The sequence below is a fragment of the Psychrobacter sp. AOP7-C1-14 genome (assembly GCF_052376135.1).
In the GTDB taxonomy this organism is placed as follows: Bacteria; Pseudomonadota; Gammaproteobacteria; order Pseudomonadales; family Moraxellaceae; genus Psychrobacter.
In genome coordinates, this window is sequence record NZ_JBQSVH010000009.1 from 45,038 (window position 1) to 65,017 (window position 19,980).

The following is a 19,980-nucleotide window of genomic DNA, read 5'->3' on the forward strand; positions in this document are numbered from 1 at the left end:
TTTAGTTACTTTAAAGGTGCTGTTTTGTTTATAAATAGACTTGTGAGTGCTATGTTTCACAAATTAAAAATTTATCTTTTTTTATGCATAACCATACTATAGGCATTAAAAGTCAGGAGTATGACTCAAGAGTTTCAACTGAGATGTCAGTAGACATAGTTGTACATAGGATGTCTAGTATTTTTAAAGATATTTTCTATAACATTTAGAACGCCACAAAAAAGCGGCTACATCAGATAGCCGCTTTGTCAAAACACTTAAAAGTAGAGCTGTATCAATCAGTCTTTGATATAGATCAAATCCCAAACACCATGCCCACGGTCGAGGCCACGACGCTCAAACTTAGTCATTGGACGAAAGTCAGGACGTTCAGTGAAGTTACCTGTACCAGCTTTGTTAGTCAATCCATCGAAACCATCCAAGACTTCAACCATCCAAAATGCATAATGCTCCCAGTCAGTTGCTGTATGGAACCAGCCGCCTTGTTTTAAGCTACGCGTAACGATGGTCATACGTTCAGGACTGACAAAACGACGCTTATAGTGGCGCTTTTTTTGCCATGGATCAGGGAAGTATAGCTGAATACGGTCGATATGGTTTTCTGGTAGTTGCTTGAGCAATTGAATGGCATCACCGTTGACAATTTTTACATTGTTCAAATCTTGAGTACCAGCCATATAAGCGCATTTACCAATACCGGGTTCATGCACTTCTACACCGACAAAGTTACGAGTAGGGTCAGCGGCTGCCATTTCAATAAACGAATCACCTAAGCCAAAACCAATCTCTACCGTAAGCGGCGCATCTGGACCGTTTGGGCTATCTGCAAATAACGTACGTAGGTTATCAATACCGGTAAGATCGCCATCACCAAAACTATTATTGACCAAATACTCAGAAAACTCTGGAGCAGTTAGTGCAAGCTCAGCGTTTTTGTTCATGTGCGTACGACGCTTCATAAACGTATTGACGATGCGAATGTGCTTGTCAGAGTTCGGCTCTACCTCTTGGTTGGAGCTGTTATCAGTATCGATAGGCTCGCTTGTGCTATTAAAGGTTTGCTCATCAGTAGTATCGGTACTATTGATATTGTCATTGATATCAGAATGTTGACTCATAGGATTCGTAAGACTTAATTAGGTGGGTAATGTTTGCTTATTATAAGTTAAATCCATACAACTGTGAACGAACAATCCTATTTTCACGCATTTGCTAGTCAATGCTATGGTTTCTCTATGTTACACACGGGTTTTGGCGTTATCATATAATGGTGTTTTTTAAATGCTTTTCCTAAGAATTAGTAGAGCGTGTTGCTATGTTATTTATCGAGACGGATTCACCGCCACCATTTTATCAAGAGTCGCTCACACCTGCTAAACGCAAGCAGTTAGATAAGTGGTTTATCGGTAATCGTACCCAGCGTTATTACCTTAAACGTTTTGAGCAGTTTGATCAGCAAGGTTATCTGTCGCCAGAATGGCATTGGGCTGCATTTTTTATCACTTTTCCTTGGCTGCTATATCGCAAACGCTACATGGATGCAATTGTCTATAGTGTCGCAGGGTGGTCTTTTATCCAGCTAAATGTAGCGCTGGTGCTGGTTGCTTTCGAGTTTGTAGCAATGTCCTATGTACCAGATGCTTACCAGATGGCAACACGTATCGGTATTGCCGCCGCTATTTGGCTATTTTGGTCGTTCATGGTCGCACGTTGGACGGATGCATATTACTATCGAATGGCGAGGCGTGAAATCGCTGATGCGATAAATGACCATCCACGAGATGAGGAAGCACAGAAGGCGCACCTGCAAAGAGAAGGCAGCGTTAGCTTATTTGGATTGGCATTAGGATTTGGTTTCTTTGCGTTTTCGTTATCGGTTATTAAGGTGCAGTTCTTACCAATCATTGCCAAGCCAAAAGCAAACGAGGTGTTGTTTGATTCTTATAATATTGCAAAAAATGCTCAAAACCGAGTGGCATTGATTTATCAACAGACAGGGCAGTGCCCAGTCAATCTACCTTTGAGTACCGAACAACAGCAGCTGCGTATGCGTGTCGATACTCAGGCCGCAGGCGTGCCAGAGACCGACTGTGCGGTAGTGGCAACGATTCAAAACGTGACGTTCCCAATACGTTACTTAAACGAGCAGACGTTGGTCTTTTATCATATACCAGACAGTGATAACTGGGATTGCACCAGCTCACTGAATAAAAAACAAGCCCCTAAAAACTGCATAGCAGATTAGGGGCTGTACTTAACGAGTGTTTTTGAATATTGCTAGTGCTGGGAGTTAAGGCTTAGAGTCCGTTGCAGTATCATTATTCCCATCAACTGGTGTTGCTTGGCTTTTTAACGCTTCATAAAAGTCGGTTAAATCCATCTTACGCGCTTTACCAATATCTTCGTCAAACAAGCTTTCCAGCTCAGCCATTGCTGACTGTGCGGATTCAATCATACTAGCCTCATCATCATAAATAGCTTGTTGGCGTTCGATCAAATCATCATCATAATCACGGAATGTTTTTACTGTTTCTCTCGCTTTTTCTGGTGAAATACCTAATAGCTGTAGTGATTCGCGTGACATGTCCAAAGATGACAAATACGTCTCACGCCAAATATGCCGTACGCCAACCTCACGCAAGCGATAATAGTGCTGACGATCGCGCGCTCTTGCTAATACAATCAGTTCAGGGTAGTTCTTGCGTAAGTATTGAGCAGTAGTGATAGAACGCTCTAAATCGTCGATGGCAAGAATAAACACCCGTGCTTTTTGAATGCCTGCAGCACGTAGAATCTCAGGGTTTTTGGGATCGCCATAATAGACTTGGTTACCAAATTTACGTACGAAATCTACTCGGTTTGCAGAGCGTTCAATGGCAGTAAATTCTATATTATGCATGCGAAGTACACGACCAATAATCTGTCCAACTCGACCAAAACCTGCGATAATTACCTGATGCTCATGATCAGGAATAGTATCGTATTCGCGGCTTGGTTTGTTCTTAGCAAATAATGGTTCACCCACTTTTTCTAATAATAAAAATGCCAGAGGTGTCAGTGCCATCGAGATAGTAACGACAAGGTTAAGAGTATTGGCAAGTTCAGGACGCAAGACATTTTGAGCGGTGGCAACACTGAATAGGACAAAGGCAAACTCACCCCCTTGAGCCAATGTGACGCCTAACCTAATACTGGTTGGTAAGCGGTTACCTAACACTTTTGCGATAGTGGCAATAACAGCAAACTTGATAAACATGAGAGCGAGCGCGCAGCCAATAATAAAGATAGGTTCTGCTAAAATGAGTTTGACGTCGGTGAGCATACCGACCGACATAAAGAACAGACCTAGTAGCAACCCTTTGAAAGGTTCGATACTGGCCTCTAACTCATGACGATACTCAGAATCTGCTAACAACACACCTGTCAAAAATGCACCTAATGCCATTGATAGACCGATTTGGCCCATCAAAATAGATACACCCATCACAATAAATAGAGCAACCGCTGTCAGTAGTTCTGATGCGCCACTTGAGGCGACAAATTTAAAGAAAGGTCGAACCACATAACGGCTGGCAAAAATTAGACCTGCAAAAACAGCAAACACCTTGCCAAAATAGATCAAATCGTAGCTTTGTTCACGCACCCCTGATAAAAATGGAATGACTGCCAACAATGGAATGACTGCAATATCTTGGAATAGTAAAATGGTAAAAGCTTCTCGACCGTGCGTGCTTGAAAGCTGCTGTTTCTCAGTCAGTATCTGTAGTACAAACGCGGTAGAGGATAGGGCTAAACCAAAGCCAACAATAAAGGCGGTATCTAGCTGTAAGGAGAAAAACTGATGTAAAAGCCACATCAGTAGCGTGCCAGTCAAACCGACTTGCAAACCGCCCAATACAAATATAGAGCGGCGTAATGCCCAGAGCCGCGAAGGCTGAAGCTCAAGCCCGATAATAAACAGCAGCATGACCACACCAAACTCTGAAAAGTGCAATAGACTCTCAGCGTCGCCTGCCACATCCAAGCCACTCGGGCCCAATATAAGTCCAGTGATGAGGTAGCCTAAAACCGTTGCAATACCAAAGCGTTTACCAAGGGGTACGAAGAGCAATGCTGCTCCCAAAAAGATAGTGGCTTGCAACATGAGATTTGGTGAGCCGGCGGCGGCAGCAAACATCTGGGCTCCTTAAAAATTTGAATAAAATACACAACATAAAATGGACGTGACTAAGATCAGTATGACTAAAACAGTATCGCGCTAGTATCTATTATTTTTTGCGATAAACCTTCCACACACCATTGTCTGCAAGCGGATTGTTATAAGCATCATTGCGGCGTTTACGCGGTGTCTGACGACTATCTACAATCTTAAAGTCGGGCAGGGCTTGTACAATAAGACCAGTACGATAAAAGCGAACCCGCTCAGGTTCTAACATTTCGCCCTTACTATCGCGGCAGAAGACATAAGCCCGCAGATCGATAAATTCACGATGCGCTACTAGTCGCGCTTCGTCATCGTTGTCTAACACTGCTGTCATGCGCTCGATTTCATCATCTGTATATTGACCACATTTATCAGTCAGAGCACCTACTGACCCAAAGCTTTTGGATTCTTTCGCACGTGTCTTAGTTAAATGTAAACGTTGAACATGATAGATAAATTGCGGTATCTCAAGGCTGGCAGGGAGTGGCAGATAATCCGGTGGCATGTTGGCCGCTGGATAAAAATCCTTTGCGCGCTCAAGTAGATTTTGCCAACGCTGCTGATATGCTTGGACTTCGGCTAAGTTACCTTCATAAATAGGCATATCGCGAATTTGTCGCAAAATATCGGGTGGAAACTGTTCATTACGAAAGTTTGCAATGTCTTCTTGCAGCGTTGATAACAAAACTTTGGCGTGTTTTTTGCCACCCTTTGATGCAGGATCATCGATATAGTCTGGGGCGACAAAGGGTGCTGAGCGTCTAGACATAGTGTTGTATCATCAATAGATAGAGTGAAAATACTAAAAAGCTTGATTATAAAAATTAACTGAGATGCTAAACAAAACTTTATAATAGTTATTATAACCACATAAGCTGATTTGGACTTAAGTTTTTTAAGCTGAGTAAAGTAAAAGTTTGTCGAAAATCACAACTGTACTGATTTAATCCAGATTCTAGTTCTACGTAATCTTTAGTATGGGCCAGTATCAAATATCTATACTTGTATTCACTAGGATTTGGTTCGAGCTACTGACCTCTCTATTCAATCATTTAGCTGAGAATGTATCGTTAATGGTTATGACCAATATGGCTATTGTAATTAGGTAGCTGTCCTGAGATATCACAGACCAATGCATCGCTATGTGAGATATTCTGCGGATGAGACGAGCTTTCGACCTGAATAGTAACATGGTGAATACCAAGCTCTAGTAGTCTTTGTTCTAGACTAGCAATCAAAATATTTGATTCATGGATACTCATTTCGCCATCAACAACCACATGACAAGAGAGTGCATTAAGTCCGCTAGTAATACTCCAAACATGTAGATCATGTACTTTTTGTACTTGAGAGTCTTCGAGCAATTTTTGTTCCACATCGACTAGCGATATATTGGCAGGCGTCCCTTCCATCAATATATGTACAGAATCACGTACGACGCGGTAGCCACTGGTTAAAATAAGCACGGCGACAATTACTGATGCCACTGCGTCTGCCCATACCCAACCGAACCCCATCATGAGTAGTGCAGCGATAATCGCAGCTACTGAACCTAACAAATCGCCCAATACGTGCAAATAGGCACTTTGCATATTGAGGTTAACGGGTTCTGTGCTATTAGGTTTCTGATCTGTGACCTTGGCATCATCCGTACCATGGTTATGACTATGACCATGTGACTTGCCACCTTGACTACCTCGGTGCATTAGCCAAGCGACCAGAATATTAATCAACATACCGATAGTCGCCACGATAAGCATGCCTTGGGTCGCAATTTCTGGCGGTGAGTTAAAGCGTTTAATCGCCTCATAAAAAATCATCAAAGCGATTATGATAAGTGTCGCGCCATTTACCGTAGCGACTAATATCTCAAAGCGTTTATAGCCGAAGGTTTTCTGGTGATTAGCGGCTTTTTCACCAATCTTAAATGCGACCAAAGTGGCACCAAGTGCTATCGCATCGCTTAGCATATGCCCTGCATCAGATAGCAGAGCCAAACTACCAGTGAGCCAGCCACCGATGGCTTCAATAAACATGTAACCAGTAATAATAACAAAACTGAACAGCAAGGTGCGCTGATAGCCTTTGGTATCTCGCGCTACTGTTGTCTGTTCTAGATGCTCGTCATGATCATGATGGCCTTGGTTTTCCTGAGTGTAGTTATTTTCTTCATCTTTGTGAACGTAGTTAGACACATCAGTACTATCAGGCTGCTGGCTATGATTGTGCTTGTCAGAGTTTGGATTATTGGGATTCATCATAATACTCAAATTCGCTGATAACTACGTTCGATAGATGATGTTTACTGATAAGTGATGTTTGCTATGGATAAAGTAGGCATAGAGCGTTTATCCTATACCGTTTGATAATTATAAATTTAACACAGGCAAGCTTGAGAAGCTGTAACGACGAAGTAAACAGGATAAGAGGAAGAGTAGAAATGTATGTCGTTGTCTATTAAATTTTAGATGAAAGTTACCAACCGACAGGATCAATGTCCAAAGTGAGCTTTAGGTATTTGGCGCTTGGTAGAGCAAGCACTGGCTGCCACCATTGTCCTAATACGTTATGCAGTTGTCGACGGTCTTTGGCCAATAATAAAAGCTGTGCATGGTAGCGACTGTTCTTTTTACTCATGGGTGCATCAATAGGACCTAGGACAACGAGGTTATGAGCATTAGGCAAATGCGCAATGGCATCTTTAAGCGCTTGCGTGGTGGCTGCCAATGTTTTGCCTTCAGAGCGTATCAATGCAGCATGTCGATGAGGAGGCAAGCCCATCATTTGACGCTCTTGCAATAACTCGCGCGCAAATGATAAGTAGCCGTCTTTGACCAGTTTTAATAGTAATTCGTTGTCAGGTTGTAGGGTTTGAATCAACACGCGGCCGGCTTTGTCACCTCGACCAGCACGACCAGCCACCTGAATCATGAGCTGTGCGGTATGCTCTGGTGAGCGGAAGTCTGCTGATAAAAATCCGCGATCGGCATTGGGTAAGCAAACTAGCGTGACATTAGGGAAATGATGACCTTTGGCGACCATTTGTGTACCGACCAATATAGCAGGGTTGCCTTTATTGATTTGCTCGTAGATGTTTTCCCAGCTGTCTTTGCGTCTTGTGGTGTCACGGTCTATTTGAATAATCGGATAGAGATTTTTGCTTGTTTGAGGATTAGCAAAGATTGCGTGTAGATTTTCGCTGAGCCTTGTCGTTCCCATCCCTTTAGCATCTAGGTTTTGACTGCCACAATCAGGGCATACGGTAGGGATATAGGCCTGCCAATCGCAATGATGGCACTTTAAGTAAGAGTTGCTTGAATAATTGCTTCGCTGGGCTTGGCTATTATAGTGAACGGTCAGGTGAGCATCACAGCGAGGACAATCTGCTTGCCAGCCACAAGCCTCACACAACAGAACGGGCGCATAGCCACGACGGTTCAAAAATATCAATACCTGGTCGCCAGCTTCTAGCGTTTGCCGTATTGCCCCGATCATGGCATCCGTCAGCCCTGTATCGTAACGTGCACCGTCATCTTGTATTTGTTGATGGGTGCTTTGCAAGCGTGCATCGATCAGTTGCATGGTTGCAGGCTTGGCATTACCCGGACGAGTAAGCAGTTGGTATTCTACTAGTTTGCCATCATTGACCAGTTTTAAATGCTCAAGAGAAGGTGTGGCAGTACCAAGTATCACTGGGATTTTATATTGTAACCCTCGATAGAGCGCAACATCAGCCGCGTGATAACGTAATGTGTCTTGCTGCTTATATGAGCCATCATGCGCCTCATCCACAACAATTAAACCTAAGTCTGCAAACGGATATAGTACAGCCGAGCGCGTACCGATTACGATTTGTGCATGCCCCGTGCGACAGTCTTGCCAACCTTGCAAACGGTGAGTGTTGGTCATGCCTGAATGCAATAGCACAATGTGGGCTGCAAACCGACTGGCAAATCTGGCACGTGTTTGCGGTGTAAGGCCAATCTCTGGTACTAGAATAAGGACTTGTTTACCAGCCTCTAGTACTGCTTGCATCGCTTGGAGATAAACTTCGGTTTTACCACTACCAGTAATACCGTTGAGCAAAAAACCAGTATAAGTATCAGATTCATGTGCAGTGATAATAGCGTCGACAGCAAGTTTCTGCTCATCATTGAGGTCGAGTGGCATTTTTGCCAGTTTAACTGGAGCAGGCGCTTGTTTTGGCTGAATATAGCGCTCGACTAACCCTTTATCTTCTAGTGTCTTTAGAAATGCTCGTTGCATTCCTTCTAGTAGCAATACGTCTTCACTTGCGCCATGTTGACCATGTAGCTTTAGCATGTCGAACTGCTGCTTTTGTTTCTTGGCATTGGCTCGAAAATCATCATCAGTAACATGAGGCAAAATTCGCCAATGGGTAATTAGTAAGTCTAATGGTTTACCTTGACGGACAAGGCTTGGCAGGATAACGGCCAATACATCACCAAGTGGATAGTGGTAATAGCGTGCTAGCCAATAGGCAAGCTTGAGCATACCAGCGTCCAAAATAGGCTCAGCATCTAGACGTTTATTGATGGGTTTGATCTTATTTACAGGTACGCTACTATCGTCTTGTGAGATGTGAGCAATCACAATACCAATCAGAGTCTGACGACCGAATGAAACCTCGACGCGGCTCCCGATTGGCGGTATCGCACTGTCTGACAGAGCAGGCTTATCAGCTGGTAAGCTATAGTCAAATACCCGATAAAGGGGGACGGGCAGAGCAACTTGTACCAACATAAACGGCTTCGCAGTCTTATTAGGTGAATATGAGATCAGAATAATAGAACAGAGACCAATAAGCTTAGCATGATGCTAAGCTTATTGTGATTTATCTTATAGGCTGTTGCTAAAATGAGCGCTTAATAATGAGCAAAAAATATTAAGCATTCAATAGCGTCTTATTCAATATATAGAATAGACTCAATTTCTACCACGCCACCTTTAGGTAGAGCGGCTACTTGGACGGCAGCGCGGGCAGGGTATGGCTCGCTTAGGTTGGCGACAAAAACTTCGTTTAGGACGGCAAAGTCACTTAAGTCAGTCAGAGATACATTGAATTTGACCACGTCATTTAAACTGCCACCAGCTGCTTCACAGATAGCTTTGATATTTTCAAATACTTGCTCAGCCTGTGCCTTAAAACCTTCTCTTAGCTCCATAGTGTCAGGATCAAAACCAAGCTGACCTGAGATATAGACAGTATTGCCGACTTTGACAGCTTGTGAATAGGTGCCGACAGCTGCAGGTGCTTTATCAGTTTGGATGGTTTGACGAGTCATAGGATATCCTTTGTATATGGTTAATTGAAGGTTATAACATTGCTAATTTATACGTCAGCAAACAGGCTTATTATAATTGATATAACCGCATAATGTTAGGGAAACCTAGCAGTGAGCGTAGTTCACGAATACCCTGTGCTAGATGATTGCGACTACGCACTACAATCTGAATAATACTGTCAGTACTACGAACATCAATGGTTTCTACACCCATATTTAGCTGGCGCAAGTGATAAATAACTTCACTAATCTGTTCGTCACTAAGCGCAACGGAAAGCTTCAAATAAGCAGGGAAACGAATTTTCCCACTATTTTTTAGTTCTTGTTCATCGATATCACCTTGCTTGACCGCATTGTCACTGCGCCAACGAAGTTGAATCACCTGATAAGGATTATCTTTACGGATATCATCTAAGGAAAAGCATTTATGTCGGTGAACAACCAAGCCGTGACGTGATAGGTGACCTACAATAGGATCACCATATATTGGGTGACAGCAGTTACCGAAATTAAGCTCAACACCAGCAGCATTCGCAATTAGCTGTTGCGGTTCAGTCATGTCATCGCTATGTACTTTTGCTTGTAAATCACTTAATTCATCGCTGAATAAGCGAGTTACTACTAGTTGTGGCAGCAGCGTGCCTGAGCTTATCTGTTCAAACAACGCGTTTTTTTCTGTCAAGCCACGCCACTCAGTCAAATCTTTCCAGTCCGACTCTGTTAGATCATCGAAGCTCTTTTGATGGGTTCTAAGCGCACGATCCAATGCTTGTCGCCCGTGATGTTGTTTGTCAGCGACGGACAAATCTTTGAACCAACGTAGGATCTCTTCACGCGCTTTGTTGGTCACTACAAATCCTAGCCATTCAGCCTTTGGTTCTGAATGACTATTCACTTCTATCTCAACTGACTGTCCATTTTTTACGACAGTACCAAGCTTTGCCACTGTGCCATCAATATTTGCCCCAACAGCGACGTTGCCAACCATAGGCCCGACAGCATAAGCAAAGTCTAGAGCAGTTGCTCCTTGTGGTAACTCATAAGCACGGCCTTGAGGACTGTAGCAAATGATTTTACTGGAGTGCAGGTAATCCATTAGCTCATTGATGGTAGAGACTGCCGCTGAAAAGTCAGGACTGTTTTCATTTAGGTTGTCTTCATCAACCAAGTCTTTCATGTTACGTAGTGATGCTTGAATCACTGACTGGCTAACGTCTGATGCATGTTCAGCACCAATGACACCAAGTCTTGCAGCACTTTGCATTTGCTTGGTCAAAATGGTGACTTTTACTACATCATTATCACGTTTATAGATAAGAGTGAGGGATTGGTTGCCACCTGGTAGAGGCCTACGAATATTATCAGCAATATGGTTATCATCTATCTGATACTTTTTGATCAGATAGTAAGCCAGTTTGTCGCATGCTTCGATGTTATCAAGGACGATCTCAAACGCATAATGACGCAGTAGCGAACTGATTTCACCGCGGTTGCGGAAAAACTGACGGTATATGACCACACGATTGTCTAAAACTTTGACTAGACCACTGAGCCCTAAATTATTGAGGACAATACTCAAGTAACGATGAATGGCTTCTTGCTGAAAATTACGCCCAAGCCCATGCTGTAACAGCTTATCAGATAGCTTGTTGTACATATCAGAGTTTAAATTGCGATAACACAATACCTCGATATAATCAGCAATATCATTCAGGCCCATCAATCGTGCAAATGGCACATAAAAATCTAAGGTTTCTTGTGCTGTTGTACGTTGCTTCTCAGGACGTACGGCATCAAGTGTAGACATGTTGTGTAGGCGATCAGCAAGCTTAATGATAAGCACACGAGGGTCAGCAAGTGTAGCCGTCAAAATTTTATGAAAAGTGGCCGCTTTGTTTTGTTGCTTATTGTGCGAAGATGACTTCAGCTTAGTCACACCATCAACCAACCTAGATACTATGGCACCATAACGCTGCTCAATCTGTTCGTCACTTACTTCGGTGTCTTCGACTGTATCATGCAAAATAGCCGCGATGATGGTATCTCGATCTAAGCGAAATCCGGCTAGTATTTCAGCGACAGCGATTGGGTGGGTGATATAAGGTTCCCCAGATTTGCGCTTGTCTTTGATATGCGCAATATCTCCGAACTCACAAGCGTCAATAATATCACGGCGTTCAGCAGCAGTGAGATAACCTACTGAACGTAGCAAGTTATATTGAGCATCATCGACAAGTTGATGACTGAGTTTGGGTAGGGTTTGACTCATAAAATAATGATCCTATTTTCCATGACCTACTTATTGGGCCACTTACCAAAGTAAATGGAGTCTAAATAATGACCTACCATACAAAACTTGAGGATGAGTACGCCATCTTCTAATTAATCGCAAATTGCTTTCAATGTCAACTGATAAGCGAGTAGACGATGAAAAAAATAACTCAATGGTCTATTTTGGAGATAAATAGCCGCCAAAATAGCCAATACATTATATTTACAACCAAAAAACCACAGCTTATGCTGTGGTCTCTATTGTTACTCAAGATGTATGCTTATTTTATAAAAACATATTGGTTTTATAAAACACATCTTATCTAGGCAGCCTATTAGAAGCTATGGTCGCCTGATAGTGCTAAATCTAACGAGCTAGTAGCAAAATTATGCTCTGGCTGGTTTAGAATGTCGCGTGTGATTTTACCAGCGGCAATTTCACGTAGTGCTAGTACCGTAGGCTTGTCGTTATCGACATCAACCATAGGCTCAGCAATACCTTTGGCCAGTTGGCGGGCGCGTTTGCTTGCGACCAAAATTAGCTCAAAGCGATTATCAACATTATCCAAACAATCTTCAATCGTCACTCGTGCCATAAATAGCTACCTCGGTTGTTTTTATTAGTAGCGGACCTTGCCCACCACTCAATAAAAATAATATCAAAAATATAAAGGGGAATAGCTAAAGATTATAGCATTTTTTGCCAAGTCGCGTCGTTGCTTTTTTATATCTACTTGAGAGATAAGTTGCTAAATGCGATTAATGCTTAGTTTACTCTTCTACCTGAGTATTTAGCAAGTTGTTAATCGTGCGATGATAGCGTTGTTGTTGACGGGTAAGCGTCTGTCTATCTGCCACGATAATTGCTTTTAGCTCAGCTAAGGCTACGTCAAAATTATCATTGATCACTACATAGTCAGCATTCACATATTGTGCCATTTCGGTGACTGCGCCAGCTAGACGGCGCTCTATGACTTCTACAGAATCCTGCGCGCGGGTTGAGAGACGTTGACGTAATGTAGCAATACTGGGTGGTAGAATAAAAACCATAATGGCGTCGGAAAAGATATTTCTGATTTGCGTCGCTCCTTGCCAGTCAATCTCCAAAATAACGTCAATACCTGCCGCTAGCTGGGTACGTACACTTTCCTCTGACGTGCCATAATAGTTACCAAATACTTCAGCATGCTCTAGAAATAGGTTTGCATTGATACCATTAGTAAAGCTATCGGTATCTGTGAAATGATAATGTTGACCATCAATCTCGCCTGGACGTGGTGCACGAGTGGTATGTGAGACACTGACAGTCAAATCATTGGTAGTAGCAAGCAACTGCTTGACCAATGAGGTTTTGCCTGTACCTGAGGCGGCAGTGATAATAAATAATGAACCTGTCATGCAATTTATCCTAATAGAAGGTGTTTTGATAACTCTTAAAGTATTTTTTATAGATATGTCTTGATAAAAGATTGAGCAGTGCCCCAGCCAAAAACAAAGACTAGAAAAAATAAAAAACGCCATCATGTATAGCGATAGAAATCATAGTAAGTGCGTTATTATAAACTGCTTTTATACAAGTTAAAGCTGGTTTTGCAATATGTCGTAAGCATACTGAGGTTTGCTCATAAAACATTGCTACAAGCAGACAGCTATTTTAGAGAGTGGTAAAAGCAAATTATGCTAAAGTAGAGTATTGATTTCATCCCAAATTTTGAACAGTAAAATTCAAAAATACGTTTTAATTATAAATTATCCAATGATAGGCCTTCTTATGCAAATTTATCTTGCCAATCCCCGTGGATTTTGTGCTGGTGTGGACCGTGCAATTGCGATTGTTAATGAAGCATTGACACGTTTCGAGCCGCCCATTTATGTCCGTCATGAAGTGGTGCATAATAAATTTGTGGTATCGGACTTAGCCAATCGTGGCGCGGTGTTTGTTGAAGAGCTTCATGAAGTGCCAGACGGTTCCATCGTTATTTTCTCTGCTCATGGGGTTTCCAAAGCGGTTGAAGATGAAGCTGAGCGCCGAGATTTGACCGTGTTTGATGCAACATGCCCATTGGTGACCAAAGTACATATCGAAGTGGCAAAGTTTGCACAGGATGGCATGGATGCGGTGTTGATAGGACATGCAGGACATCCAGAGGTAGAAGGTACGATGGGACGTTTTAATCGTCGCCATGGTGGACAGATTCATCTGGTCGAAGATGAAGGTGATGTGGCTGCATTGACTGTACAGGATGCTGAACGCTTGGCATTTGTGACTCAGACAACCTTGTCGATGGATGATACTGCTCGCGTTATCGATGCGCTGCGTGAAAAATTCCCTAGTATCCAAGGCCCGCGCAAAGACGATATTTGCTACGCCACTCAAAACCGCCAAGATGCGGTAAAAGATTTAGCCAGTCGTTGTGAAGTGGTCTTGGTCGTTGGTTCACCAAACTCATCAAACTCTAATCGCTTACGTGAGCTGGCCGAGCGTATGAATTGCCGTGCGTATCTAATCGACAATGCCAGTGAGATGGATAAGCGTTGGTTAGATGGTGTCCAGAGTATTGGCGTGACTGCTGGGGCATCTGCACCTGAAGTATTGATCCAAGAAGTTCTACAGCAATTACAAGACTGGGGTGGGGACTTGCCCAGTGAGCTATCTGGTATCGAGGAAAATGTGACGTTTAGTTTGCCGAAAGCCTTGCGTATTCCAGTCACCCAAGTTGGTAGATAGTCAATATTAGTATTTGTATGAACCATCATTTATATGGATAAGCTCGCATGAAAGAACCAAAAGCCAAATTTGTATTAGCAGAGGCCACGCTCGCTGAAGTTAACAAGCAACTGAAGCTTAACATGCTCGTGATGGCGGTAGTAGTCTTTATATTGTTTATGAACATCGTCAAGTTCATGGCAGAAAAAAGTTTTTTCTATGCTATGTTTGTAGTAATAATGGTTGTCTTATTATTCTTCATACAAAAAGCTCGCCGTATTCTCATACTAAGAAAACAAGAGCTTACTCACAAATAAAAGTACAAAAAAAGTGCCAAATATAGGATAGCTATGACTGCTTATTACAAATTTATCAAACGAGAGCTACAAGAAGATGGTGTCAGTGTGGCGCATTATCAGCCAACCAAACATGCACAAGGTGCTTGGAATGAGCATGAACAGCATATGGCACCAGCGACGGGCCTACTTACAGCTGAGTTAAATGGCTTTGCGCTGCAGCCGAATACTCGTATCGCACGTGTCAGCCTTGATATCCTTGGGCTAATACCACTCGATGATTTTACGATTACCACTCGCTGTATCCGACCAGGTAAGACTATTGAATTGGTTGAAGCGGTCATGAGCAGCCGTGGCCGAGATGCTATTATTGCAAGGGCATGGCGACTTCTCACTCAAGATACCAGTGAAATTGCTGGACTTGAAGATCAACCAGCCAGATATAAACCTGAAGAGTTACCAGTTTGGGAAGACATGAAAGGCTGGCCAGGCGGCTACATTGAAAGTGTACGTTTGGTAGCGACAGAAGACCGTCGTCCTGGTCGCGGTATGGTATGGATTACTAATGATACAGATATGATTGAAGGCGAGCTGACTGATGACTTAGTGCATCTATTGGGTATGGTCGACACTGCCAACGGTGTTGTACCAAGGTTAGGTCTTGGTTTATCTAAATTGGAGTGGATGTTTCCTAATACTGATTTGCAAATTCATATGCATCGCGCGCCAAAAGGTCGCTGGTTGGGGATCGAGGCCGTACAACAATATGGCGATGATGGTATCGGACTGACCAGTGCGGTATTGCACGATGTATACGGGCCTTTCGGTCGTAGTGAGCAAATCCTTACCATTCGCCCGATGCCGCACTAAAGAGCTAAAAATCAGCTAGCTTCAGGTTTTGAAAAATAAAACGATATATTGTAATCAATTAATTATACAAATATTGGAAAAATGGTTTTAATAATAGCCAACAAGATGATATTACCAACAAGACAATATTAATCGATATAGAGGTTGCTATGAAAACACATACTCAATTTTCAAAAAAACTGACAACTATTTGGGATATTTTGATAGAAGCATATTCAGAATAGTTGCTGTTGTTTGCGCTTTGATTGTTATATCAAAAGTAATTGAGCAAATAAATAACTAATTAAGCAAATGATTGATACTAGAACACCGCCTTGGCAAACAAGTGCGGTGTTTTTTATTGAATAGGACGTTTGAGCTTGAATTTTTTTTCGTTGCCCCTATTAGTATAGACAGTTTAACGGTATTGCATACGGCAAGTTATCTAATATTATTAGAGCAGCTTTCGTGAGCATATCGTTATCTGATAATAGGTCTTTCATAGAATTTAAAGGAGTTTTTATGAGTGAAGCAACTCAAGCTGAAGGTCTGAACCCAGAATTAAAAAAACATACGTTTGAAGCGGAAGTGGCTCAGTTACTGCATTTGGTCACACATTCACTATATTCTAACGCTGACATTTTTGTCCGCGAGTTGGTATCTAACGCGTCGGATGCTTGTGATAAGTTGCGCTTTGAGGGCACAAATGACGATAGCCTTTATGAAGATGATGGCGAATTAAAAATCCGTATCTCTGTCGATGAAGCCGCCAAAACCATTACCTTTACCGATAACGGTATTGGTATGAATGAAGCAGATGCAATCGAAAACTTGGGTACGATTGCTAAATCGGGCACCAAAGCATTTTTAGACAAATTGTCTGAATCACAGAAGCAAGACGGTCAATTGATTGGTCAGTTTGGTGTTGGTTTTTATTCAGGTTTCATCGTGGCTGATACTATCAGTGTTGAATCACGCAAAGCGGGCGAGCCTGCGGATAAGGGCGTGCGCTGGGTATCAGATGGTACTGGTAGCTTTACTGTTGAGCCTATTAGCAAAGACACGCGTGGTACGGCGATTACTTTGCACTTAAAAGAAGAGTATTCTGAAGGCGAAGATAACTACTTAGATCGCAGCAAAATAAAGCGTTTGGTTAATAAGTACTCTGACCATATCAGCTTACCGATTCAAATGCGTAAAGAGATCTGGCAAGAAGATGTAAAAGAAGACGAAAACGATGACACGCCTGCTGGTGGCGAGATGGTACTCACTGATGAGTGGGAAACAATCAATAAAGCCAGTGCGCTATGGACTCGCTCAAGCTCTGAAATTGAAGATGATGAGTACGTCGATTTTTATAAGAATATCTCTTATGATATGGATGAGCCGCTCACTTGGACGCACAACCGTGTAGAGGGTCGCGTACAGTACACGCAACTACTATATATTCCTAAAAAAGCGCCAGTCGATCTATACACTCGTGAGCAGCAGCATGGTCTAAAGCTTTATGTGAAGCGCGTCTTTATTATGGACGAAGCTGAGCAATTGTTACCGATGTACTTGCGCTTTGTGAAAGGGGTGATTGATTCAGCAGACTTGCCATTGAACGTGAGCCGTGAGCTTCTACAAGAGTCACGTGATGTAAAATCTATTCGTGATGGTAACGCTCGCCGTATCTTGACCTTACTCGCAAGCCTTGCTAATAGTGAAGACAGTGACAAGCAAGAGAAGTTTGCCCAATTCTATGCAGAGTTCGGTGATGTCATCAAAGAAGGTTTAGGCGAAGACACAGGCAATCAGGAACGTATTGCTAAGCTATTGCGTTATACAACCAGCACGCAAGACGGTCTAGTGACGAGCTTTGAAGACTATAAAGGCCGTATGAAAGATGGTCAAAAAGCCATTTACTACCTCACAGCTGATAATCTAGCCGCTGCGAAAAACAGCCCACAACTTGAGCTATTCAAGAAAAAAGGCATCGAAGTTATCTTGATGACCAGTCGTGTTGATGAATGGGCAATGAACTTCTTAACCTCATTCGATGAGACACCGCTGCAAAACATCGCGAAGGGCGCAGTAGATTTAGGCGACTTACAAGATGAAGCAGAAAAAGCTGAGGCAGAAAAAGCTCAAGAAACGCTTAAGCCTGTTGTCGATAAACTAAAGACTGCATTGGGCGATCGTGCTAAAGATGTCAAAGTATCTACTCGTTTAGTTGATAGCCCAGCGTGTTTGGTTGTTGGTGAAGGTGAGCTATCGCCACAAATGATTCAAATGCTACAGCAAATGGGTCAGGACGTACCAGCAAGTATGCCAACGCTAGAAGTAAACCCTGAGCATCCACTTATCAAGAAGCTTGAGAGCAGTGAGCAATTTAATGATCTGGCGCAAGTCATTTTTGATCAAGCATTATTGGCAGATGGTGGTCAGCTAGATGACCCAGCCGCCTACCTAAAACGCGTCAATGAGCTATTGATGAGATAATGTTTAATAACTAGTAAAAAAGGAGGTCTTATATAAGAGGTCTCCTTTTTTATTTGAATTTTTAGCCAAGTTTGAGTGAATTTTACAAATCAGCCTTATCCTCTTAACTGACAATCCGTTACAATCGCGATAGATTAGCGAGCTAAAATATTAAGCAGCGCTAGTTATCTTCTATAATCACTCCATCGTGAATTCAATATAAATCGATGTCTGCATGCTGCACAAAAAATCATCAACTGATTGTGCCGCGCGGCTGTTACATTAAGATAGTTATCATTGAGTCATTTTATTTTTCTCGACTGGCTAGAGGTCTAAGTCTTTGTCACTTACGTCGTTAAAAACCGTCTCGCTTCAGCGTTTTTCGCTCAATTTCGCTGCCAATATTATTGCAACCTTGTGGATGCTAGTGGGCTCAACACGGGCTTTTTCTTGGGTTAAACCTACTTTTGTACAGTTTGCTGTATTCGCACTATTGGCGCTTGGTAGTAATGTCTTATTTTCTTGGTTAGCTGCTGAAAGTGGCAGTATATTCAATGAGCAAGGATTGGTCAGTTATTTGATATGGCCGATGATTATTTTGCTTGGTGGTATCATTTTGGCTCGGCGAGCGAGTAACCAAGCATTAGTATTTGTACCAGTAGTACTATGGTTAGTTGCTGATACCTTATCAGCCCTATTACAGAGTTTGGTTCAGTTTTCTGGTAGCTATGGTTGGTTGCCTGATTGGAGTTATTCGTTCTTACCAGTACTGTTTTTAGTATTGTTCTTGTGGCAGACGCTAGCGTTGCTTTGGATTTTTTCTCGTCGTCTGCGGATACCATGGTGGGAGCGAATTATTGTATTGGTTGGCGCAGTAGCACTGCTGACTATCTGGCAGCGTAATGTCGCAGACCAGCCTATCTTTAAGCAAATACCTGTAGAACCTGTACTAGAAGAGGCGGCATTGTATCAGCAGCCACGTCTATTACAGCAAGCATTGGATAGTATAGACCCGAGTATCGATGGCAAAACCGATTGGTACTTCATGGGAGTTGCAGGATTCTCTGACCAAAACGTCTTTCGCTCTGAGGTTAATAAAGTACGTGAGCTGTTTGATGTGCGCTTTGGTACTAGCGGCCATTCACTATCGTTAATTAACAACACTTATAGCTGGCTAGATGAGCCAATCGCCACTAAGACCAGCATTTTGCGTGGCCTAAAGAAAATCAGTCAGCAAATGAATGCTGATGAAGATGTGTTGTTTCTAACGTTGTCTTCACATGGTAACCAAGATATCGTCCAGTTGGCAAACCCGCCGCTTGCGATGGATAATTTAGATGCCACATGGTTGCGTGAGGCGCTAGATGCATCAGGTATTCGCTGGCGTGTGATAGTGGTATCTGCCTGCTACTCAGGCTCGTTTATTGATGAATTAGCATCGCCGACTACGGTAGTGATTACTGCCTCTGCTGCTGACAAAGCATCGTTTGGCTGTACCAACACGGCTGAAATGACCTATTTTGGCCAAGCGTTTTTTGCTGAAAGCTTACGAGGGAATACCAGTTTTGAATCGGCTTTCAAAGACGCTAGTATACGGGTTAATGAGCGTGAAAGCGCCATGGGCTTTGAGCCATCAGAGCCGCAGATGGTCATTGGTAGTTTGATGGAGACGGCATTACCTGCGTTTGAGCAAGTATTGTTTGATAAGGCACGCCCATCAGTTGCTAGTATTACAAATAATGCGACTTCTACAACGGTTAATATTCTACCTGATAGTGCTACTAATTTATCGGTAGACGAAGTAGAGATAGCTGCTGAATAAACATAAAGTATAATTTAGTATTGATTAAACATCATCATTGGTTCTATTTTAAACAAAAGGAT

Annotated in this window: 15 protein-coding genes; 6 read left to right on the forward strand and 9 right to left on the reverse strand. The window is 42.6% G+C overall.

Going from position 1 to position 19,980, the window contains the following annotated elements:
* Positions 1-278: 278 nt before the first annotated feature.
* Positions 279-1,118, reverse strand: a complete 840-nt coding sequence (gene trmB / locus ACT3QN_RS07975; RefSeq protein ID WP_444522903.1) for a tRNA (guanosine(46)-N7)-methyltransferase TrmB — start codon at positions 1,116-1,118, stop codon at positions 279-281.
* A 197-nt stretch (positions 1,119-1,315) separates the two neighbouring features.
* On the opposite strand from trmB, the gene ACT3QN_RS07980 reads away from it, so the two are divergent.
* Positions 1,316-2,245: a DUF2628 domain-containing protein gene (locus tag ACT3QN_RS07980; protein ID WP_444522902.1), complete on the forward strand. Its 930-nt coding sequence runs from the start codon at positions 1,316-1,318 to the stop codon at positions 2,243-2,245.
* Positions 2,246-2,290: 45 nt separating this feature from the next.
* On the opposite strand, the gene ACT3QN_RS07985 is transcribed toward ACT3QN_RS07980, so the two are convergent.
* From ACT3QN_RS07985 to gmk, 8 genes are all read right to left on the reverse strand, one after another.
* Positions 2,291-4,177, reverse strand: coding sequence for a monovalent cation:proton antiporter-2 (CPA2) family protein (locus ACT3QN_RS07985; protein WP_444522901.1), 1,887 nt, complete (start codon positions 4,175-4,177; stop codon positions 2,291-2,293).
* Positions 4,178-4,268: 91 nt separating this feature from the next.
* Positions 4,269-4,973: a hypothetical protein gene (locus ACT3QN_RS07990; RefSeq protein WP_444522900.1), complete on the reverse strand. Its 705-nt coding sequence runs from the start codon at positions 4,971-4,973 to the stop codon at positions 4,269-4,271.
* Positions 4,974-5,274: 301 nt separating this feature from the next.
* Entirely contained in the window at positions 5,275-6,465 is a 1,191-nt protein-coding gene (locus ACT3QN_RS07995; protein WP_444522899.1) for a cation diffusion facilitator family transporter, read from the reverse strand.
* 214 nt (positions 6,466-6,679) lie between these two features.
* Entirely contained in the window at positions 6,680-8,968 is a 2,289-nt protein-coding gene (locus ACT3QN_RS08000) for a primosomal protein N' (protein WP_444522898.1), read from the reverse strand.
* A gap of 161 nt (positions 8,969-9,129) precedes the next feature.
* Positions 9,130-9,510 carry a RidA family protein gene (locus ACT3QN_RS08005; protein WP_057761400.1) on the reverse strand — a complete coding sequence of 127 codons (381 nt, stop codon included), beginning with the start codon at positions 9,508-9,510 and terminating at the stop codon, positions 9,130-9,132.
* A 70-nt stretch (positions 9,511-9,580) separates the two neighbouring features.
* The gene (locus tag ACT3QN_RS08010; RefSeq protein ID WP_444522897.1) at positions 9,581-11,779 is read right to left on the reverse strand and encodes a RelA/SpoT family protein; all 2,199 of its coding nucleotides are present in this window, start codon (positions 11,777-11,779) and stop codon (positions 9,581-9,583) included.
* A 337-nt stretch (positions 11,780-12,116) separates the two neighbouring features.
* A complete protein-coding gene (gene rpoZ / locus ACT3QN_RS08015) occupies positions 12,117-12,377 on the reverse strand; it encodes a DNA-directed RNA polymerase subunit omega (protein ID WP_068403827.1) in 261 nt (86 codons plus the stop codon).
* A 175-nt stretch (positions 12,378-12,552) separates the two neighbouring features.
* Positions 12,553-13,179 (reverse strand): guanylate kinase, encoded by a 627-nt coding sequence (gmk, locus tag ACT3QN_RS08020; protein WP_444522896.1) that lies wholly within the window; start codon positions 13,177-13,179, stop codon positions 12,553-12,555.
* Positions 13,180-13,552: 373 nt separating this feature from the next.
* Between gmk and ispH the strand changes: the two genes are divergently transcribed.
* The 5 genes from ispH to ACT3QN_RS08045 all read left to right on the forward strand — a co-directional run bounded on the left by ispH (position 13,553) and on the right by ACT3QN_RS08045 (position 19,918).
* Entirely contained in the window at positions 13,553-14,509 is a 957-nt protein-coding gene (ispH, locus tag ACT3QN_RS08025) for a 4-hydroxy-3-methylbut-2-enyl diphosphate reductase (RefSeq protein WP_444522895.1), read from the forward strand.
* Between the two features lie 47 nt (positions 14,510-14,556).
* Complete coding sequence (locus ACT3QN_RS08030) at positions 14,557-14,805, forward strand: hypothetical protein (RefSeq protein ID WP_444520167.1); 249 nt, start codon at positions 14,557-14,559, stop codon at positions 14,803-14,805.
* A 33-nt stretch (positions 14,806-14,838) separates the two neighbouring features.
* Positions 14,839-15,654, forward strand: coding sequence for a thioesterase family protein (locus tag ACT3QN_RS08035; protein WP_444522894.1), 816 nt, complete (start codon positions 14,839-14,841; stop codon positions 15,652-15,654).
* Positions 15,655-16,155: 501 nt separating this feature from the next.
* Positions 16,156-18,117 carry a molecular chaperone HtpG gene (gene htpG, locus ACT3QN_RS08040; protein WP_444522893.1) on the forward strand — a complete coding sequence of 654 codons (1,962 nt, stop codon included), beginning with the start codon at positions 16,156-16,158 and terminating at the stop codon, positions 18,115-18,117.
* Positions 18,118-18,436: 319 nt separating this feature from the next.
* A complete protein-coding gene (locus tag ACT3QN_RS08045) occupies positions 18,437-19,918 on the forward strand; it encodes a C13 family peptidase (RefSeq protein ID WP_444522892.1) in 1,482 nt (493 codons plus the stop codon).
* Positions 19,919-19,980 lie beyond the last annotated feature (62 nt).